This window comes from Saccharopolyspora kobensis (assembly GCF_900108315.1).
Lineage (GTDB): Bacteria > Actinomycetota > Actinomycetes > Mycobacteriales > Pseudonocardiaceae > Saccharopolyspora > Saccharopolyspora kobensis.
In genome coordinates this window covers 274184-291364 of sequence record NZ_FNVB01000006.1, presented here as the reverse complement: position 1 = coordinate 291364, position 17181 = coordinate 274184, and the positions used below count along the sequence as shown (strand labels likewise).

Below are 17181 nucleotides of genomic sequence, written 5' to 3'. Positions count from 1 at the left end.
TGCGTCGATGGGACCAAGGTCCTGTCCGCCATAGGACCCTCGTCCGGGCGATAAAGGGCCCTTGCCTCTGCGGATTTCACCCGGGCGTGGACAGAGTGGACATCGTGGATCTGCTCGACATCGCCCGATGGCAGTTCGGGATCACGACCGTCTACCACTTCCTGATGGTTCCGCTGACCATCGGGCTCGCGGTGCTGGTCGCCGGGATGCAGACCGCCTGGTACCGCACCGGCAAGTACCGCTACCTCAAGATGACCAAGTTCTGGGGCAAGTTGATGCTGATCAACTTCGCCATGGGCGTGGTCACCGGCATCGTCCAGGAGTTCCAGTTCGGCATGGCCTGGAGCGCCTACTCGCGCTTCGTCGGCGATGTCTTCGGCGCGCCGCTGGCGATGGAGGGCCTGCTCGCGTTCTTCGTCGAGTCGACCTTCCTCGGCCTGTGGATCTTCGGCTGGGACAAGCTGTCCAAGGGCGTGCACCTGGCCTGCGCGTGGGCGTTCTCGCTGGCCACCGTGCTGTCGGCGTACTTCATCCTGGCCGCCAACTCCTGGATGCAGCACCCGGTCGGCGTGGAGCTGGTGGACGGCAGACCGCGGCTGAACTCGATCTGGGCGGTGCTGGGCAACAACACCGTGCTCGCCGCGTTCCCGCACACCGTCTTCGGCTGCTTCGCGGTCGCCGGGTCGTTCCTGATCGGCATCGCCGCCTGGCAGATCGCCCGCCACCACCGCAAGTCCGCCGTCGACGACGAGGACCGCAAGGCCTGGCACGGCTCGCTGCGGCTGGGCGCCTGGGTCGCGGTGATCGCCTTCGCCGGGCTGGCGATCTCGGGCGACATCCAGGGCAAGCTGATGTTCCAGCAGCAGCCGATGAAGATGGCCTCCGCCGAGGCGCTCTGCCACAGCGAGGCCCCGGCCAGCTTCTCGATCTTCGCGGTCGGCGACGTGACCCGCCCGGACTGCGAGAACGTCAAGAGCATCACCGTGCCCTACATCCTGTCCTACCTGGCCAACGGCGACTTCACCAGCGAGGTCAAGGGCGTCCAGGCGCTGATCCCGGAGTACCAGGCCAAGTACGGCACGCACTACCCGGACGACCCGCGGCTGGGCCAGTTCGCCGGGCAGCCCATCGACTACACGCCGAACCTGCCGGTCACCTACTGGGGTTTCCGGTTCATGATCGGCTTCGGCGGACTGGCCGCGCTCGGCGCGGTGGCGGTGCTGTGGCTGACCCGCAAGCAGAAGTTCCCCAAGGGCCGCTGGTGGGCGCCGCTGGCGGTGGCGGCGATCGGGCTGCCGTTCGCGGGCAACATCGCGGGCTGGGTGTTCACCGAGATGGGCCGCCAGCCGTTCGTGGTGGCGCCCAACCCCGATCCCTCCGGCATCGACGGCGTGTGGATGTACACCGCGCAGGCGGTGTCCGCCGGGGTGACGGCCGGCGAGATGCTGACCTCGGTGATCGCGCTGACCGCGCTCTACGGCGTGCTGGCGATCGTGGAGATCTTCCTGATGGTGCGCTACGTGCGCGGCGGGTTCGACGCGGTGATGCCGCCGAAACCGCCCGAGGGCGAGAAGGCCGACGAAGCCCTGTCCTTCGCGTACTGACGAGCTGAAGAGGACTTGCGATGGATCTGCCCACCTTCTGGTTCTGCGTGATCGCCCTGCTGTGGCTGGGCTACCTGTTCCTGGAGGGCTTCGACTTCGGCGTCGGCATGCTGCTGCCGATCCTCGGCCGCAAGGACGTCGAGCGGCGCGTGCTGATCAACACGATCGGCCCGGTGTGGGACGGCAACGAGGTGTGGCTGATCGTCGCCGGTGGCGCCATGTTCGCGTCCTTCCCCGGCTGGTACGCCTCGCTGTTCAGCACCGCCTACCTGCCGCTGCTGTTGCTGCTGGTGGCGCTGATCGGCCGCGGTGTGGCCTTCGAGTACCGCGGCAAGGTGGACACCCACCGGTGGCGGCGCAACTGGGACCGGGTGATCGTGGCCGCCTCCTGGATCTCGCCGCTGGTGGTGGGGCTGGTGCTGTCGGCCAACGTCTTCGGGCTGCCGCTGGACGAGCGCGGTGACCGGGTCGGCGGCTGGTGGACGATCTTCAGCGTGCCCAGCATCGTCGGCGCGCTGGCGGTGTGCGGGTTCTCGCTGCTGCACGGAGCGGTGTTCCTGTCGCTGAAGACCGAGGGCGAGATCCGCGAGCGGGCCCGGCGTTTCGCGCTGCGCATGGGCGTGCCGCTGCTGCTGCCGGTGATCGCGCTGCTGTTCATCGCGCAGTTCACCGAGGGCTCCGAGTGGACGTGGGTGCCGCTGGTGATCGCGCTCGTGGCGGCGCTGGCCGGGCTCGCGCGGCTGTACCGGTGGCGCGACGGGCAGGCGTTCGCGCTGCAGGGCGTGGCGCTGGCGAGCGTGGTGATCACGCTGTTCGGCGCGCTGTGGCCGAACGTGATCCCGTCCACTTTGGACGCCACGAATTCGCTGTCGATCGCGGACACCGCGTCCAGCCCGTACACGCTGACGGTGATCACCTGGGTGGCGGCCTTCGGCACCCCGGCGGTGCTGATCTACCAGGGCTGGACGTACTGGGTGTTCCGCAAGCGCATCGGCACCAAGCACATCCCGCCGGTGCACGCCCCCTCCGCATGACACCTCCCGCTGCTCGACGCAATTTCAATGGAAATCAGACGTCTGATTTCCATTGAAATTGCGCGGGTTGTCGGCGTGTCGGGCGCCGGACACACCGGGGCATGTCGAGCACCGCGAAATCACCGGTTCCCTCGACACTGTGGGGCGGGTCGTTGCAGGACGTAGTGGTGAGGAGCGAGTGATGGGTCCGCTGGGTGCGCTGCCGCGGTTGTCGGCGTCGGCTCGCCGGGCGCTCGTGGTCGCCGGGCTGCTGTCGGTCGGCAACGCGATCGCGCTGATCGTGCAGGCCTGGGCGTTGGGCAGCGCGCTCGCGGCGGTGGTGACGCGCGGCGCCGGTCCCGGCGAGATCAGCGACTACCTGATCGTGCTGGCCGGCGCCGTGGTCGCGCGCGCCGTGCTGGGGTGGGCGACCGAGTCGGTGTCGGCCCGCGCCGCGGCGGGCGCGAAGGAGGAGCTGCGCGGCCTGCTGCTGGACTCCGCGCTGCGCCGCGGCCCGGAGTGGATCCATCGGCGCGGGCCCGCCGAGCTGACCGCGCTGGCCACCAAGGGCCTCGACGCGCTCGACGCGTACTTCACCAAGTACCTGCCCGCGCTGGTCACGGCGGCCGTGGTGCCGCCGCTGGTGGGCGCCTGGATCCTGTGGTCGGACTGGGTCTCCGCGCTGGTCATCGTGATCACCGTGCCGCTCATCCCGCTGTTCGCCTGGCTGGTCGGCAAGTACACCGAGCAGCGCACCTCCCGGGCCGCCGACGCCGTCCAGCGGCTGTCCGGGCAGCTGCTGGAGCTGATCCGGGCGCTGCCGGTGCTCACCGCGTTCGGCCGCGCGCGGGCCCAGGGCGAGGTGGTCGGCCGGGTCAGCGACGCGCACCGCCGCACCACGGTCGCCACGCTGCGCGTCGCGTTCCTGTCCGCGCTGGTGCTGGAGCTGCTCTCGTCGCTGTCGGTGGCGATGGTGGCGGTGGGCATCGGCCTGCGCCTGGTCTCCGGCGACTTCGACCTGGCCACCGGCCTGCTGGTGCTGGTCCTGGCCCCGGAGTGCTACCTCCCGCTGCGCGCCGCGGGCGCCGCGCACCACGCCAGCGAGGACGGCGTGGAGGCCGTCCGCCGGGTCGACGAGATCGTCAGCGGCGATCCCGGCGACCAGCGATCCCGACCGGGTTCCGGCGCTCCGCGTGCCGGGGAGCTGCGGATCGCCGGGCTCCGGGTGCGGCGGCGGGAGGCCTTCGCGCCGGACGGGCTCAGCTTCACCGCGCGGCCGGGCGAGATCGTGCGGCTGGAGGGCTTCGACGGCATCGGCCCGAGCGGCAGCGGCAAGTCCACGACGATGGCGGTCCTGCTCGGCTTCGCCGAACCGGAGAGCGGCACGATCACCTGCGACGGGGTGGACATCGCGGAGTTCGCGCCCGCGGAGTGGCGCCGCCGCATCGCCTGGGTGCCGCAGCGCCCGACCTTCTCCGGCGGCACGGTCGCCGACGAACTCGCCGTCGCCACGGCCGACCAGCCGGACTTGTCGGCGCACGTCGGCGAAGCGCTGGCCGAGGCGGCGGCGGGGCACCTCCGGGACCGCCGCACCGACGAGCTGTCGACGGGGGAGCGGCAACGCGTCGCGGTGGCCCGCGCTCTGCTCCGGCTGCGCGGCGACGCGACGATCCTGCTGCTCGACGAGCCCACCGCGCACCTCGACACCGCCACGGCGCACCGGATCAACACCGCGATCCGTCGCGCCGCCGACGCCGGTGCGACCGTGGTGCTCGCCAGCCACCGGCCGGACGCCGCCGCGGAGCGCTCCGAGCAGGCGCTCGCGGCCGCCCCGGCCGCTGCGCCCGACCTTCCCGCCGCCCGCGGTCGACTCCGCGACCTGCTGTCCCCGCGCCTGCTCTTCGGCACCGGTCTCGGTGCGCTGTCGCTGCTCTCCGGTCTCGCGCTGGCCGCGACGTCGGCCTGGCTGATCGCCCGCGCTTCGCAACAGCCGCCGATCCTGACGCTGTCGGTCGCGGTCGTCGGCGTGCGCACCTTCGCGCTGTCGCGCGCGGTGCTGCGCTACGTGGAACGGCTGGTCACGCACGACGCGGCGTTCCGGATGTCCGGCCGGATGCGCCGTCGGCTGTGGGACGCGCTGGTCCGGCTCGGACCGGTGCGCACCGCCGGGCTCCGCCGGGGCGAGGGCGTCGCCCGTCTCGTCGACGACGTCGACGCGGTCCGCGATCTGGTGCCCAGGGTGATCTTCCCGCCGCTGGTAGCCGTGATCGTGATGGTCGTGGCGGTCGTGGTGCAGGCGCTGGTGCTGCCCGAAGCGGGTGTGCTGCTCGCTGTCGTGCTCCTCGTGGCGTGCTTCGCGAGCCCCTTCGCCGCTGTGGTGGCGGAGCGCCGCGCGACGACGGCCGTGGCCGAGGGGCGGCGGCGGGTGGCCGCCCGTGTCCTGGGACTTCTCGACGGCGCGGCGGAACTGCTCGCCTTCGGCGCGCACACCGGGCAGCGCGCCGAGCTGGCGGCGGAGGACACGCGGCTCGCCGCGCGAGCCCGGCGCGCGGCCTTCGGCGCGGGTGCGGCCACAGCGGTGATCACCGTGCTCATCGGCATCGCGGTGCTCGGCGGCGCGTGGCTCGGAGCGGCGGCGGTGTCCGGAGGTCGCCTGGCGCCCGAACTGGCGCCGCTGCTCGGGCTCGTGCCGCTCGCGGTGGCCGAGGCCGTCGCGCTGCTGCCTCCGGCCGCGCAGCAGTGGCGTTCGCTGCGCACCGCTCAGAACCGCCTGGAACCGCTGCTCGCGGTATCCGGCGACGTTGCGGAGCGGAAGGCGCACACGGACGGCGGGATCGAGCTCGCCGACGTCGACGTGCGCTGGCCGGGCGCTGCCGAACCGGCGCTGCGAGGCGTGGACGTGCGTGTGCCTGCCGGGACGCACGTGGCGATCGTCGGGCCTTCCGGAGGCGGCAAGTCGACGCTGCTGGCGCTGCTGCTGGGATTTCTGCGGGAGGAGAGCGGTGAAGCCCGGGTGCCGCAGCGGATCGGCTGGTGCCCGCAGGAACCGCAGCTGGTGTCGACGACCGTGCGCGAGAACCTGCGGATGGCCGCGCCGCTAGCGAGCGACGACGAACTGATCGCGGCGCTCCGGCTGGCCGGGCTGCCGGACTGGGACGACCGGCTGGACACCGCGGTCAGCAGCACCGCGATGTCCGGGGGCGAAGCGCAGCGCCTGGCGCTGGCCCGCGCGCTGCTGGTCCCGGACGCGGAGCTGGTGCTGCTCGACGAGCCGACGGCGCACCTGGACGTCCCGACCGCTGAAGCGCTCCTGGACCGCCTGACGCAGGAGCTGCGCGGTCGCACGCTGGTGCACGTGACGCACCGCTGGTCGGAAGCCGAGCGCGCCGACGTCGTCCTGCGCGTGGAGAACGGCGTGGTCCGCGCGGAAGCCGGGCAGGGCCATGCCGTCGTCGGGTGATCGGGGACTCCGCTGGCCGGAAGCCGATGTCGCACCGGCCGCCCGCGTCGCGGTAGGAAGTCGGGTCGTGTTCCTCGCGCAGCCCACCGCCTGTGACCTGCGTAGTCAGGAGGCGCCAGCGACCGGTTTGGAGCTATAGCCTCGTGCACGACATGGATTCCTCCCTCGCCCGGCGAATGCTGGCGGCATCGACCGAGATCACCCGCGTGGCGCTGTCCGCGGAAGATCCCGACGCGGTGCTGCCGCTGGTCGTCCGCCGCGCCGCCGAACTGGCCGAGGCCGATCTCGGCGTCGTCACCGTCCGCGCCGACGACGGCCGCCTGACCGTCGAAGCGGCCTACGGCGCGCCGTCCGCGACCGGCCCGCTCGGCGACCCGGTCGGCACCGTCCTGTCCTCCCGGTCGGCCGCGGCGCGCGTCGCCCGCAGCGGCGTCCCGGTCGTCGTCGACGACCTCATCGACGACCCGCTCACGGCCCCGTACGTCCCGGCCGCGCTGCGGGTCTACGGCCCGTTCGCGGTCGCCCCGTTCGGAACCCGCGAGCGCCGACTGGGCGCGCTGGCGGTCTACCGCAGGCGCGGCGCGAGCACGTTCACGCGAGTCGCGGTCGACGTGCTGACCTCGTTCGCCGCGCAGGCCGGGCTGGCGCTCGTGCTCGCCGAAGGCTCCACGGCGCGGCAGCGGATCGCGGTGTACCAGGAGCGGGAGCGCATCGCCCGCGATCTGCACGACGTGATCGTGCAGCGGCTCTACGCCACCGGTGTGCAGCTGGAGGTGCTGGAGCGACGGCTGTCCGGGCAGCTCGCGCCCGCCGACGCCTCCCGGCTGGCGGAGACCATGGAGCAGATCGACCAGGCGATCGCCGAGGTCCGGGCCACCGCCCGCACGCTGCGCTCGGCCGACCCGGAAACCCCCGACCAGGCGCCCGCGCTGGACGACTCGATGCGTTCCGAGGTGCAGATCGCCGGTGAGCTGCTGGGCCGCCCGCCGCGGCTGGAGATCGAGGGCGACCTGTCGGACGTGCCGGTCCAGGTCGCCGACCACGCCCGCGCCGCCCTGCGCGAAGCGCTGTCCAATGTGGTCAGACATGCCGGGGCGAAGGCGGTGCTGGTCCGGGTCCGCCGCTCGACGGCCGGACTCCTCCTGCAGGTCGTCGACGACGGCTGCGGGATCCCGCGCGACGTGAGCAAGCGAGGCCTGCGGAACCTCGAAGAACGCGCGGTCGCAGCAGGAGGCCGCTGCGTGCTGACCTCGTCCCCCGACAGCGGCACCACGGTGACCTGGGAAGTACCGCTCAGCCCCGCTGTCCCGCCTCTCCGCGATTCACAGTGACTGTTGCGTTCGGGATGCTCTCGCGTTTCCGGGGCTTCTTGCGTCACGGTCCGCAGAGAGGCATCGGGGCCTCGACTCAGAGCGGCTCGTCCCAGCCGCGCTGAGCATGGGTCAGAGCTGGCCTTGGCGGCGGGCGACCCAGGCCGCGGCCTGCGTTCGCCGCTCCATGCCGAGCTTGGCCAGCACCGAGGTCACGTAGTTCTTCACCGTCTTCTCCGCCAGGAACAGCTGTTCGGCGATCTGGCGGTTGGTCAGTCCCTCGCCGATCAGCTCCAGCACCCGGCGCTCCCGCTCGGTCAGCGACGCCAGCTCGTCCTGCTCCGGATTGCTGGACTGGCGCAGCCGGGCCAGCACCCGACCGGTGGTGACCGGATCCAGCAGCGAACGGCCCGCCGCCACCTCGCGGACCGCGTTGACCAGGTCCTGGCCCCGGACCTGCTTGAGCAGGTAGCCGGAGGCCCCGGCGTTGATCGCCCCGACCAGCGCGGCCTCGTCGTCGAAGGCGGTCAGCACCAGGCAGTACGGCGGTTCGGGCAGCTCGCGGAGCCGTCGGCACAGCTCCAGGCCGTCGCCGTCGGGCAGCCGCATGTCGATGACGGCGACGTCGGGGCCGGTCGCCTGCGCGCGCACCAGCGCTTCGCCGACGCCACCGGCCTCGGCGACGATCGTGACGTCCTCCTCGGTGTCCAGCAGGTCGCGCAGACCGCGCCGGACCACCTCATGATCATCGACTAGCAGCACGCTCACCGGCACGACACCCACGCTACGTAGGTACCCGCCGACGGGTGCGCTTAGGGTCGGATCCGGCGCTATTTCTTGATCTTCGCCATGCCCTTGACCGCGCCGGCCGTCTGGTGGGCCTGGGCGGAGACCTTGCGCGCGCGGCGCTTGGCCCGGTAGCCGACGGAGGGCTTGCCGCCGGTGTCCACCGCGGTCAGCAGCAGGCCGCCGAGCAGCCCGAGGTTCTTGAGGAAGTGGACCTGCTGGTTCGCGCGTTCCTGCGGGTCGGAGATCTCCCAGAAGGCGTGCGCGGCCAGCGTCGTCGGCACGACGCTGCCCGCCAGCAGCAGCGCCGACAGCCGCGGGAACTTGCCGAGCGCCAGCAGCACGCCCGCCCCGATCTTGACCGCGCCGTCGATGCGCACCAGCGTCTCCGGGTCGGTGGGCACCTGTTCGGGCAGCGAGTCCTTGATCGGTCCGGTGGCCTTCTCCAGCAGCGGGGCCGCCGCTTTGGCGTGGTTCGGCGCATCGCGCAGCGACCCGATCCCGCCGTAGATGAACACCGCGGCGAGCATCGGTCGGGCCAAACGGCGAATCAGCATCGGGGAACCTCCTCGGTGGTCGGTGCGCCCGACGGTACTCACCACCGTCCGGTTCCGCCTGATCGTCAGCGCTGATCCACGTGGGTGAAGACCTCGTCCCACGCCGCGGCGATCTGCCGCGCGCACAGGTCCGGCGCCACGCCGCCGACGCCGGTGCCCAGTCCGGGCATCGCTATCGACCGCACCACCTGCCGCACCAGCGCGCCGTTCTCCAGCACCGCGCTGGCCCAGAGCCGCAGCACCGCGCGCGCCGCCAGGTAGGGGTGCACGGTGTCGGCGGGCAACAGCTCCCCGGGCTCCCGCATGGTGGGCGCGCTGATCAGCCAGATGGGGTTGGGCGCACCGGTGGGCACCAGCAGCGCCTCGCCGACCGGCAGCTCTCCGCCGTGGTAGGCGAGCACGGCGCTGCGCACCTGCTCCTCCACCTCCGGGAAGGCCCGCGCGTACACGGCGTCGATGCCGCCGCGCATCCAGCCGTAGGAGTTCGCCGGGCTCACCACCGCGTCGACCGCGAGGTCCAGCACCGAACCCCGGTGGACGCTGAGTCCGGCGCGGTCGTCTGCGATCTCCTGCCAGGCTGCGGCCAGCGGCTCGTCCAACGCGCACAGGACGAGCTGCAGCTCCGGCTCCGCTCCCTCCGACGAGCGCCCCGAATCTGCGGTCACGACACACAGCATCGCAGGAAAGCCCGAACAAGTGGCATCGGGTAGGTCACACCTGGGGTGCATTGCGGTTCCGAGGCGCCGCGGCCGGTTCGCGAGGGCGGGGCCCAGCTCCGCGAACCGCAGGTCGAGGTGGTTCAGGTGGCTTCTCTAGGGTGGTCGTGTGCCACAAATCGCGTACCTCGGCCCGGCGGGCACCTTCACCGAGCAAGCCACCAGGTCGCTCACCGGGGACTTCGACGCCGAACTCGTGCCGTTCGAGACCGTCCCGCTGGCGCTGACCGCGGTGCGCCGCGGCGAGGTGCTGGCGGCCGGCGTTCCGGTGGAGAACTCCGTGGAGGGCTCGGTGCCCGCGACCCTCGACGCGCTGACCACCGACGAACCGCTGGTCGCCGTCCAGGAAGCCCTGCTGCCGGTGCAGTTCGACCTGCTGGTCAGACCGGGCACCGAGCAGGGCGCGATCCGCACCGTGGCCAGCCACCCGCACGCGCTCGCGCAGGTCCGCGACTGGCTCGCGGCGAACCTGCCCGGCGCGGAGGTGCGGGCCACCAGCTCGACCGCGGCCGGTGCGGCGGCGGTGGCGGCAGGCGAGTTCGACGCGGCGATCTCCGCGCCGGTCGCCGTCGAGCACTACCCGTCGCTGGAACGGCTGGTCGGCGGCATCGCCGACGTGCGCGATGCGGTGACCCGGTTCCTGCTGGTCCGGCGCCCCGGCAAGCTCCCGGAGCCGACCGGCGCGGACCGCACCTCGGTGTGCGCGGTGATCGGCGACGAGGTCGGCTCGCTCGCCGAGCTGCTCGCCGAGCTGTCGCTGCGCGGCATCAACCTCAGCCGCATCGAGTCCCGCCCGATCAAGGACCGCTTCGGCGAGTACCGGTTCTTCCTGGACTTCGACGGCCACGTCGCGGACGCCCGCATCGGCGACGCGCTGACCGCCCTGCGCCGCAGGTGCAGCACCGTCCGGTTCCTCGGCTCCTACCCGAAGGCCGACCGCTCCCCGGCCAGCGTCCGCGAAACGGCTTCCGAGCAGGCCTTCCGCCTCTCCGCCCAGTGGGTCGAAGACGTCCGAGCAGGACGTCTCGCATGAGCATCCCGGAGTCGCGGTCACGAGTTCTGCTCTACTGCATCTCAGCGGACCGTGGCGCGACCCGGCCACGAGGAACCGCGAAACGCGAGATTGTTTCTGGTCGCTACCCCTGTGAATCGCGGAGAGGCGGAACAGCATGAGCGGGCTGGAACTGGCGGCGCCCACCGGACTGCGCTTGGTCCTGATCCGCCACGGGCAGACCCCGGCCAACGTGGCTCGCGTGCTCGACACGCTGCCGCCAGGCCCCGGCCTGACCGAGCTCGGGCAGCAGCAGGCGGCGGAGCTGGCGGTGCGGCTGGCCGAGGAGAAGATCGTCTCGATCCACGCGAGCCGCGCGATCCGCGCCCAGGAGACGGCGCAACCGCTGGCGCAGCGCCACGAGCTGCCCGTCGAGGTCGTCGAGGGCACCCACGAGGTCTACGCCGGTGACCTGGAGCGCCGGGGCGACCCGGAGGCGCTGCGGAGCTTCCACGAGGTCTACTCGCTCTGGCACGGCGGCGAGCTCGACGTGCCGATGCCGGGCGGCGAAACCGGCCGCGAGGCGCTGACCAGGTTCGTCGCCGGAGCCCGCAGCGCGATCGACGGCGCCGGGGACGGCTCGGTGGCACTGGTCAGCCACGGCGCGATGCTGCGCCTGGCGGCCGCCGCGCTGGCCTCGAACGTCGACGGCGCAACGGCCGACTCGGTCTTCCTGCCCAACACAGGTGTGATCGTCCTGGAATCCGACCCCGAAGCCCCGACCGGCTGGACCTGCAAGGCCTGGGACGGCCTCCCAACCCTCTAACCCACAGAAACCGCCGGAACCGGACGACCACGCGCTCTCGACGACCACGCAATTTCAATTGAAATCTCACGTCATATTTCAATTGAAATTGCGCAAAACCCGACGCACCGTCGGCGTGTCGGGCGCCGACACGCCGACGTCGTGTGCAACTTCCATTGAAATTGCACACCTGATTTCAACGGGAGTTGGACGTCTGGTTTCCGTTGAAGGTGGACGTCTGATTTCAATTGAAGTTGCGGGTTCGCGCTCAGCCCCAGCCGAGGGCGTGGAGCTTGTCGTCGTCGATGCCGAAGTGGTGGGCGATCTCGTGGATCACCGTCACCGCGATCTCGTCGACCAGCTCCTCCTCGTCGGCGCACATCTCCAGCAGCGGCTCGCGGTAGATCGTGATCCGGTCCGGCATGACCCCGGCGTAGGTGCTGTCGCGCTCGGTCAGCGCGATGCCCTCGTAAAGCCCGAGCAGCGTCGGGTCCTCGGGATCGGCGTCCTCGACCAGGACCACGACGTTGTTCATCGCGGCCGCGAACTCCGCGGGCAGCAGATCCAGCGCGTCCGCGACGAGCTCCTCGAACCGGGCACGGGTCATCTCCACCGGCATGGACCCGTTCTACCAGCTCAGCGCGGCTCGGTGGCGGGTGCGCCGGGCTCGCCCGGAGCGGTGACGCGCGGCGCGGGCTCGGTGCCGACGCGCACCTCGCCCTTGACGCTGCCGGTCACCGGCGCCAGCCCGCTGCCGTCCGGCAGCTGCGCGCTCACCTTGCAGTTGACCTGCCGCGATCCGGCGTCCCAGCTCTCCTGCGAGAGGGTGTCCCAGTAGACGACGAGGCCCTTGTCCTTGGCCACCGTCGGCCCGCCCGCGTAGCGGCCGGTCATCTCCTCGCACCGGCCGAACAGGAAGTCGTCCTGGGCCTTCTCCTCCGGGTAGCCGCCGGGGAACTGGTCGGCGAGGTCGACCACGCCGGTGATCTCCACCGAGTGCGGCCGCGCGCAGTCCACCGGGTCCCACACCGCGGTGCCGTTGACGCCGAGGCAGCGGCCCTCCGGGTAGGTGTTGGACTGGTCCATCGTCGAGGCGCTGCCGGTGATCGGGTAGAGCTTGCCGGACGGGCCGGGCTGCTGGAGGCCGCAGTGCAGCTTCCGGTCACCGTCGACCCAGCCGTCCTCGCTGGGGGTGAAGGCACCGACGCTGAACCGGCCGTTGGGGTCGAACCGGCCGGACAGGAACCCGGTGGAGACCTCCACGCAGCGCTCCTGCTTGAGCTCCTGCCACTGCTCGGTGTTCGGGAACGGGGCCTGCGGGCCGAACTCCGGGCCCAGGTCGGCGGTGCCGGTGACCTCGAACAGGTGCGGCTCGGCGCAGGTCACCTGGCGGATGTCGGAGGCGTCGGGCTCGGCCCAGTTCAGGCAGCTGCCCGGCGGTGCGCTGAACACCACCTTCGGCGCCGGGGACTGGCCGAGCTGGTTGGGCCCGCCGCTGCGCGACGATCCGCCCGTCGGCCAGTTCAGCAGCGCGCTGACCACCAGGACCAGCAGCGCGCCGAGCACGGCGCAGATCATCACCAGCCGGGTGTTCGGCTTCTTCCGGCTGGGGCTCTGGGGTGCATCGGGCGCGGCCATCGTGGACATGATGCCTGGTCCGACATCGCGTTGCGCGGTTACCTGCGGCTGGTTCGGAACCGATTCGTTGCCGGGGCCGTCAGCTGGGTAGGTAATGTTGCTTCCGGGAGTGGGGCTATGACGGAAGATGGCAAGCCAGTGGCAGACGAGCAGTCGGGTGGGGGTACGCCGCCGAACCCTCCGCAGCAGCCCGAGCAGCCGACGGCGGGACCGGCGCGTGGTCAGATCCGGCACCAGGACGCTGAGAGCACGACCCCGCGCGAACCGACGCTGGCGGAGCAGCGCGCCCGGATCGCGGCGGAGAAGCGCCGCGAGGAGAAGCACCGCGCCGAGCTGGAGGCTGCGGAGCAGAAGAGCCAGAAGCGCCGCCGGATCATGATCGGCGGTGGCGTGACGGTCGGCGTCGTGGCGCTGGTCGCCGCGATGTACTCGGCGTCCGAGGTCAGCAACGAGGCCAACGCCAGCGAGCAGTACTGCGCGACCGACCAGTCCGGCCAGCCGGGCGTCCGGGACCAGGACGACTTCTGCAACGAGCAGTACGTGCACAGCCACGGCGGCCACGTCACCGGCGGCATGTTCTTCATGCCGATCTTCCTGCCCAGTGGCATGCCGAGCGGCAACTACAACTCCTACCGCTACGCCTACACGCCTGCCGGTGTGTCGGCGCCGCCGGTGGGATCGCCGGCGACCGGCTCGTCCTTCACCAAGCCGACCGGGTCCACCATCAAGGACACCAGCGGCAAGACCATCCAGCGCGGTGGCTTCGGCATCAACAACAAGAGCGGCAGCAGCGGGAGCTGACGGGTGCGACGCAGGACTACCGAACGGCGGCCGGACTGGCAGGCCAAGGTCGAGGAGCTGGGGCTCGTCTTCGGCACGCCCGCCCGCGCGGCGGACGGCTCGGCGCGGCCCTACTGGGACGAGGGCGTGCACTACGAGTTCAGCCTCGACGAGGTGCTCTCCCTGGAGGCCGACGTCGAACTGCTGCACTCGATGTGCCTGGACGCGGTGGACCACGTGGTCACCACCGAGCGCTACAAGGACTTCGGCATCCCGGAGTGGGTGTGGCCGCGCATCGCCGAGTCCTGGAAGCGCGGCGACCCGCACCTCTACGGCCGGTTCGACCTGCGCTACGACGGCACCGGCCCGGCCAAGCTGCTGGAGTACAACGCCGACACGCCGACCTCGCTGCTGGAGGCCGCGGTCGTGCAGTGGCACTGGCTGACCGAGTGCCACGAGGGCGACGACCAGTGGAACTCCGTCCACGAGAAGCTGGTGGAGCGCTGGGGCGAGATCAAGGACCAGCTGGCGACCAACGAGGTGCACTTCACCTGGTCCTCCGCCGACACCACCGGTGAGGACAACATCACCGCCGCCTACCTGCAGGAGACCGCGGCGGAGGCGGGTCTGGACACCGTCGGCCTGGCGATCGAGGAGATCGGCTGGGACAACCTGCTGGAGCGCTTCGTCGACCTCGAAGAGGCGCCGATGAACTCCGTCGTCAAGATCTACCCCTGGGAGTGGATGGTCGACGACGAGTTCGGCAAGCACGCGGTCGGCACGCTGCCCGCCACCCAGTGGATCGAACCGCTGTGGAAGATGCTGCTGTCGAACAAGGCGCTGCTGGCGATCCTGTGGGAGATGCACCCCGGGCACCCGAACCTGCTGCCGACGTTCCTGGACCAGCCCGGCCTGCTCACCGAGTACGTCCGCAAGCCCCGGCTGGGCCGCGAGGGCAACAACATCACCGTGGTGGCGCCGGGCTGGGAGACCGAGACGGCCGGCATCTACGGCGAGGAGGGCTACGTCTACCAGGCGTTCGACCCGCTGCCGGAGTTCGACGGCATGCGCCCGGCCCTCGGCGCCTGGGTGGTCGGCGACTCCTCGGCCGGCCTCGGCATCCGCGAAACGGCCGGCCTGATCACCGACGACGGCGCGGCTTTCGTCCCGCACCGGATCCCCGGCGGCAGCTGAGCGGAGTGCGCGTCGATTTCGCGAGAAATCGGCGTTCACCCGGGTGATGGTCAATTTCGCGCGAAATCGGCACCCAGGGGCCGGGGTCGGTGCGGGAAGGACTACGCTGACCAGCTGTGATCGACCTGAAGACGCTACGCGATGATCCGGAAGCCGTGCGCGCTTCGCAGCGTGCGCGGGGTGAAGACGCGTCCCTGGTGGACGCGCTGCTGTCCGCCGACGAGCGTCGCAGGTCCGCGGTGTCCCGCGCGGACAACCTGCGCGCCGAGCAGAAGCAGCTCGGCAAGAAGGTCGGCAAGGCCAAGGGCGAGGAGCGCGACGCGCTGCTGGCCCAGGCCAAGGAGCTCTCCGCGCAGGTCAAGGAGGCCGAGGTCGCGCAGTCGGAGGCCGACGAGGAGCTGCTGCGCGCGCAGAAGGCCGTCCAGAACATCGTCGAGCCCGACGTCCCGCCGGGCGGCGAGGACGACTACGCGGTGCTCAAGCACGTCGGCGTGCCGCGCGAGTTCGACTTCGAGGTCTCCGACCACGTCGACCTGGGCAACGCGCTCGGGGCCTTCGACATGGAGCGCGGCGCGAAGGTGTCCGGCGCCCGGTTCTACTTCCTCACCGGCATCGGTGCCCAGCTGGAGCTGGCGCTGCTGAACATGGCCGCCGCGCAGGCCACCGCCAGCGGGTTCAGCCTGGTCGTGCCGCCGGTGCTGGTCCGGCCGGAGATCATGGACGGCACCGGCTTCCTCGGCGCGCACTCCACCGAGGTCTACCGGCTGGAGGCCGACGACCTGTACCTGGTCGGCACCTCCGAGGTGCCGCTGGCGGGTTACCACTCGGACGAGATCCTGGACTTCTCCGACGGTCCGCTGCGCTACGCGGGCTGGTCGACCTGCTTCCGCCGCGAGGCGGGCTCCTACGGCAAGGACACCCGCGGCATCATCCGCGTGCACCAGTTCAACAAGCTGGAGATGTTCGTCTACTGCCGGGAAGAGGACGCCAAGGAGGAGCACCAGCGCCTGCTGGCCTGGGAAGAGGACATGCTGGCCAAGATCGAGGTGCCCTACCGGGTGATCGACACCGCGGCCGGTGACCTCGGCGCCAGCGCGGCCCGCAAGTTCGACTGCGAGGCCTGGGTGCCCAGCCAGCAGACCTACCGCGAGCTGACCTCCACCTCGAACTGCACCACGTTCCAGGCCCGGCGGCTCAACACCCGCTACCGCGACGAGGAGGGCCGCACCCGCATCGCGGCCACCCTCAACGGCACGCTGGCCACCACCCGCTGGATCGTGGCGATCCTGGAGAACCACCAGCAGGCCGACGGTTCGGTCCGCGTCCCGGTCGCCCTGCGCCCGTTCCTCGGCGGCCGAGAGGTCCTCGAACCCAAGTAGTGAGGTTTCCGGGCTCGTTCTGCGTGGCGGTGCGGAAACCTCAGACGCCGCCTGGCTGCGGGATCCCGTGCCCAATACACGGCGCACGGGCTTTCCTCGCCAGGCGACCTCTGAGAGCCCGCGGCGGTGCAGGTTGCGAGGGCGGGTCATGCGCCTGCGGAGGCTTCTGCGATGCACCGCGTAGGCCTTCGCAGCCACGTGGCCGACCAGGGCAGAGATGGAGTCCGGAGCCCTGAGCGGCGGTGGTCTCGCACCGCCGCCGCTCAAGCTCGGATCAGCGCGGCCGCCAGGCGGGCCAGGTCGTGGCCCTCGACGTGCTCGGCCAGCCGTTCCGGTTTCGTCGGCAGGCCCAGCTTCCGCGCACCTGCCAGGGCCTTCTCGTCGAAGAACGGCCGCAGCTCGGGCCACACCAGCTGCACTTCGCGGCAGAAGATGTCCGCGCCCACCGGGCCGATCCGCGGCACCTCGGTGAGCAGCTCCCGCAGCACGTCCAGATCGCCGTCGGCCTTCGCCCGCATCCGGCGCAGATCGCCGTGGTAGCGGTCGAGCAGCAGTTGAGCTCCCTTGCCGAGCGCCGTCGCCGTGCTCTCGTCGTAGCGGGCGTAGCGCCCGCGGTCGAGCGCGTCCACCCGCTGCTGCCAGGTCGCGTCGCACATCTTCTGCGCAGTGCCGAACTCGCTGAGCTCCCGCGCCGCCGACACCGCCAGCTCCGCCTTGATCCGCGTGGACAGCAGCAGCGCCAGCACCAGCAGCCGGTACAGCGGGGCGGGCTTGTTCTCCAGCTTGATCCCGGCTTCGGCGGCGTAGGTGGTGCCCTCGTCGTCCAGCAGGCGCTGCACGGTCTCCCGAATCGACATCACCACCACCTCCTGCCGAAGATGGCTACCCGGCGTGGCATCGGGGCACACGCGCGATCGCAGCGAACCCGCCGCACCCGTCTTATGGTGT

15 protein-coding genes are annotated in these 17181 nt (G+C 71.4%); 9 read left to right on the top strand and 6 right to left on the bottom strand.

From position 1 onward, the window contains the following. The first annotated feature begins 104 nt into the window (after positions 1–104). The 4 genes from C4T78_RS21790 (at position 105) to C4T78_RS21775 (ending at position 7408) form a co-directional block, all read left to right on the top strand. Complete coding sequence (locus C4T78_RS21790) at positions 105–1604, top strand: cytochrome ubiquinol oxidase subunit I (RefSeq protein ID WP_093351236.1); 1500 nt, start codon at positions 105–107, stop codon at positions 1602–1604. A 20-nt stretch (positions 1605–1624) separates the two neighbouring features. Then, positions 1625–2638, top strand: a complete 1014-nt coding sequence (cydB, locus tag C4T78_RS21785) for a cytochrome d ubiquinol oxidase subunit II (protein WP_093351050.1) — start codon at positions 1625–1627, stop codon at positions 2636–2638. Positions 2639–2819: 181 nt separating this feature from the next. Beyond that, entirely contained in the window at positions 2820–6077 is a 3258-nt protein-coding gene (gene cydD, locus C4T78_RS21780; RefSeq protein WP_093351052.1) for a thiol reductant ABC exporter subunit CydD, read from the top strand. A 152-nt stretch (positions 6078–6229) separates the two neighbouring features. After that, positions 6230–7408, top strand: coding sequence for a GAF domain-containing sensor histidine kinase (locus tag C4T78_RS21775; RefSeq protein WP_093351239.1), 1179 nt, complete (start codon positions 6230–6232; stop codon positions 7406–7408). A 111-nt stretch (positions 7409–7519) separates the two neighbouring features. On the opposite strand, the gene C4T78_RS21770 is transcribed toward C4T78_RS21775, so the two are convergent. From C4T78_RS21770 to C4T78_RS21760, 3 genes are all read right to left on the bottom strand, one after another. Further along, positions 7520–8161 carry a response regulator gene (locus tag C4T78_RS21770; protein WP_177247537.1) on the bottom strand — a complete coding sequence of 214 codons (642 nt, stop codon included), beginning with the start codon at positions 8159–8161 and terminating at the stop codon, positions 7520–7522. Positions 8162–8217: 56 nt separating this feature from the next. Next, positions 8218–8730 (bottom strand): DoxX family protein, encoded by a 513-nt coding sequence (locus tag C4T78_RS21765; protein ID WP_093351055.1) that lies wholly within the window; start codon positions 8728–8730, stop codon positions 8218–8220. A gap of 65 nt (positions 8731–8795) precedes the next feature. Next, a complete protein-coding gene (locus tag C4T78_RS21760; RefSeq protein WP_235863455.1) occupies positions 8796–9395 on the bottom strand; it encodes a macro domain-containing protein in 600 nt (199 codons plus the stop codon). A gap of 160 nt (positions 9396–9555) precedes the next feature. Between C4T78_RS21760 and pheA the strand changes: the two genes are divergently transcribed. Together pheA and C4T78_RS21750 are read left to right on the top strand one after the other, a co-directional pair. Continuing rightward, positions 9556–10479 (top strand): prephenate dehydratase, encoded by a 924-nt coding sequence (gene pheA, locus C4T78_RS21755; protein ID WP_093351060.1) that lies wholly within the window; start codon positions 9556–9558, stop codon positions 10477–10479. 136 nt (positions 10480–10615) lie between these two features. Then, complete coding sequence (locus tag C4T78_RS21750; RefSeq protein ID WP_093351062.1) at positions 10616–11263, top strand: histidine phosphatase family protein; 648 nt, start codon at positions 10616–10618, stop codon at positions 11261–11263. Positions 11264–11510: 247 nt separating this feature from the next. On the opposite strand, the gene C4T78_RS21745 is transcribed toward C4T78_RS21750, so the two are convergent. Next, positions 11511–11861: a metallopeptidase family protein gene (locus tag C4T78_RS21745; protein WP_093351065.1), complete on the bottom strand. Its 351-nt coding sequence runs from the start codon at positions 11859–11861 to the stop codon at positions 11511–11513. 17 nt (positions 11862–11878) lie between these two features. Continuing rightward, positions 11879–12880, bottom strand: coding sequence for a septum formation family protein (locus C4T78_RS21740; protein ID WP_093351244.1), 1002 nt, complete (start codon positions 12878–12880; stop codon positions 11879–11881). A gap of 138 nt (positions 12881–13018) precedes the next feature. Here C4T78_RS21740 and C4T78_RS21735 point away from each other — a divergent pair, with 138 nt between their 5' ends. The 3 genes from C4T78_RS21735 to serS all read left to right on the top strand — a co-directional run bounded on the left by C4T78_RS21735 (position 13019) and on the right by serS (position 16233). Further along, positions 13019–13681, top strand: coding sequence for a hypothetical protein (locus C4T78_RS21735; RefSeq protein WP_235863456.1), 663 nt, complete (start codon positions 13019–13021; stop codon positions 13679–13681). A gap of 3 nt (positions 13682–13684) precedes the next feature. Further along, positions 13685–14854, top strand: coding sequence for a glutathionylspermidine synthase family protein (locus C4T78_RS21730; protein WP_093351070.1), 1170 nt, complete (start codon positions 13685–13687; stop codon positions 14852–14854). Between the two features lie 116 nt (positions 14855–14970). Beyond that, a complete protein-coding gene (serS, locus tag C4T78_RS21725; RefSeq protein WP_093351072.1) occupies positions 14971–16233 on the top strand; it encodes a serine--tRNA ligase in 1263 nt (420 codons plus the stop codon). A gap of 263 nt (positions 16234–16496) precedes the next feature. Here the strand turns inward: serS and C4T78_RS21720 are convergent, their stop codons facing one another. Next, positions 16497–17090 (bottom strand): endonuclease, encoded by a 594-nt coding sequence (locus C4T78_RS21720; protein ID WP_093351075.1) that lies wholly within the window; start codon positions 17088–17090, stop codon positions 16497–16499. Positions 17091–17181: the final 91 nt, after the last annotated feature.

Coding starts and splice junctions, on each gene's coding strand:
- cydB (WP_093351050.1), top strand. CDS start 1,625: ATGGATCTGCCCACCTTCTGGTTCTGCGTGATCGCCCTGCTGTGGCTG.
- cydD (WP_093351052.1), top strand. CDS start 2,820: ATGGGTCCGCTGGGTGCGCTGCCGCGGTTGTCGGCGTCGGCTCGCCGG.
- C4T78_RS21775 (WP_093351239.1), top strand. CDS start 6,230: ATGGATTCCTCCCTCGCCCGGCGAATGCTGGCGGCATCGACCGAGATC.
- C4T78_RS21765 (WP_093351055.1), bottom strand. CDS start 8,730: ATGCTGATTCGCCGTTTGGCCCGACCGATGCTCGCCGCGGTGTTCATC.
- C4T78_RS21750 (WP_093351062.1), top strand. CDS start 10,616: ATGAGCGGGCTGGAACTGGCGGCGCCCACCGGACTGCGCTTGGTCCTG.
- C4T78_RS21745 (WP_093351065.1), bottom strand. CDS start 11,861: ATGCCGGTGGAGATGACCCGTGCCCGGTTCGAGGAGCTCGTCGCGGAC.
- C4T78_RS21740 (WP_093351244.1), bottom strand. CDS start 12,880: ATGGCCGCGCCCGATGCACCCCAGAGCCCCAGCCGGAAGAAGCCGAAC.
- C4T78_RS21720 (WP_093351075.1), bottom strand. CDS start 17,090: ATGTCGATTCGGGAGACCGTGCAGCGCCTGCTGGACGACGAGGGCACC.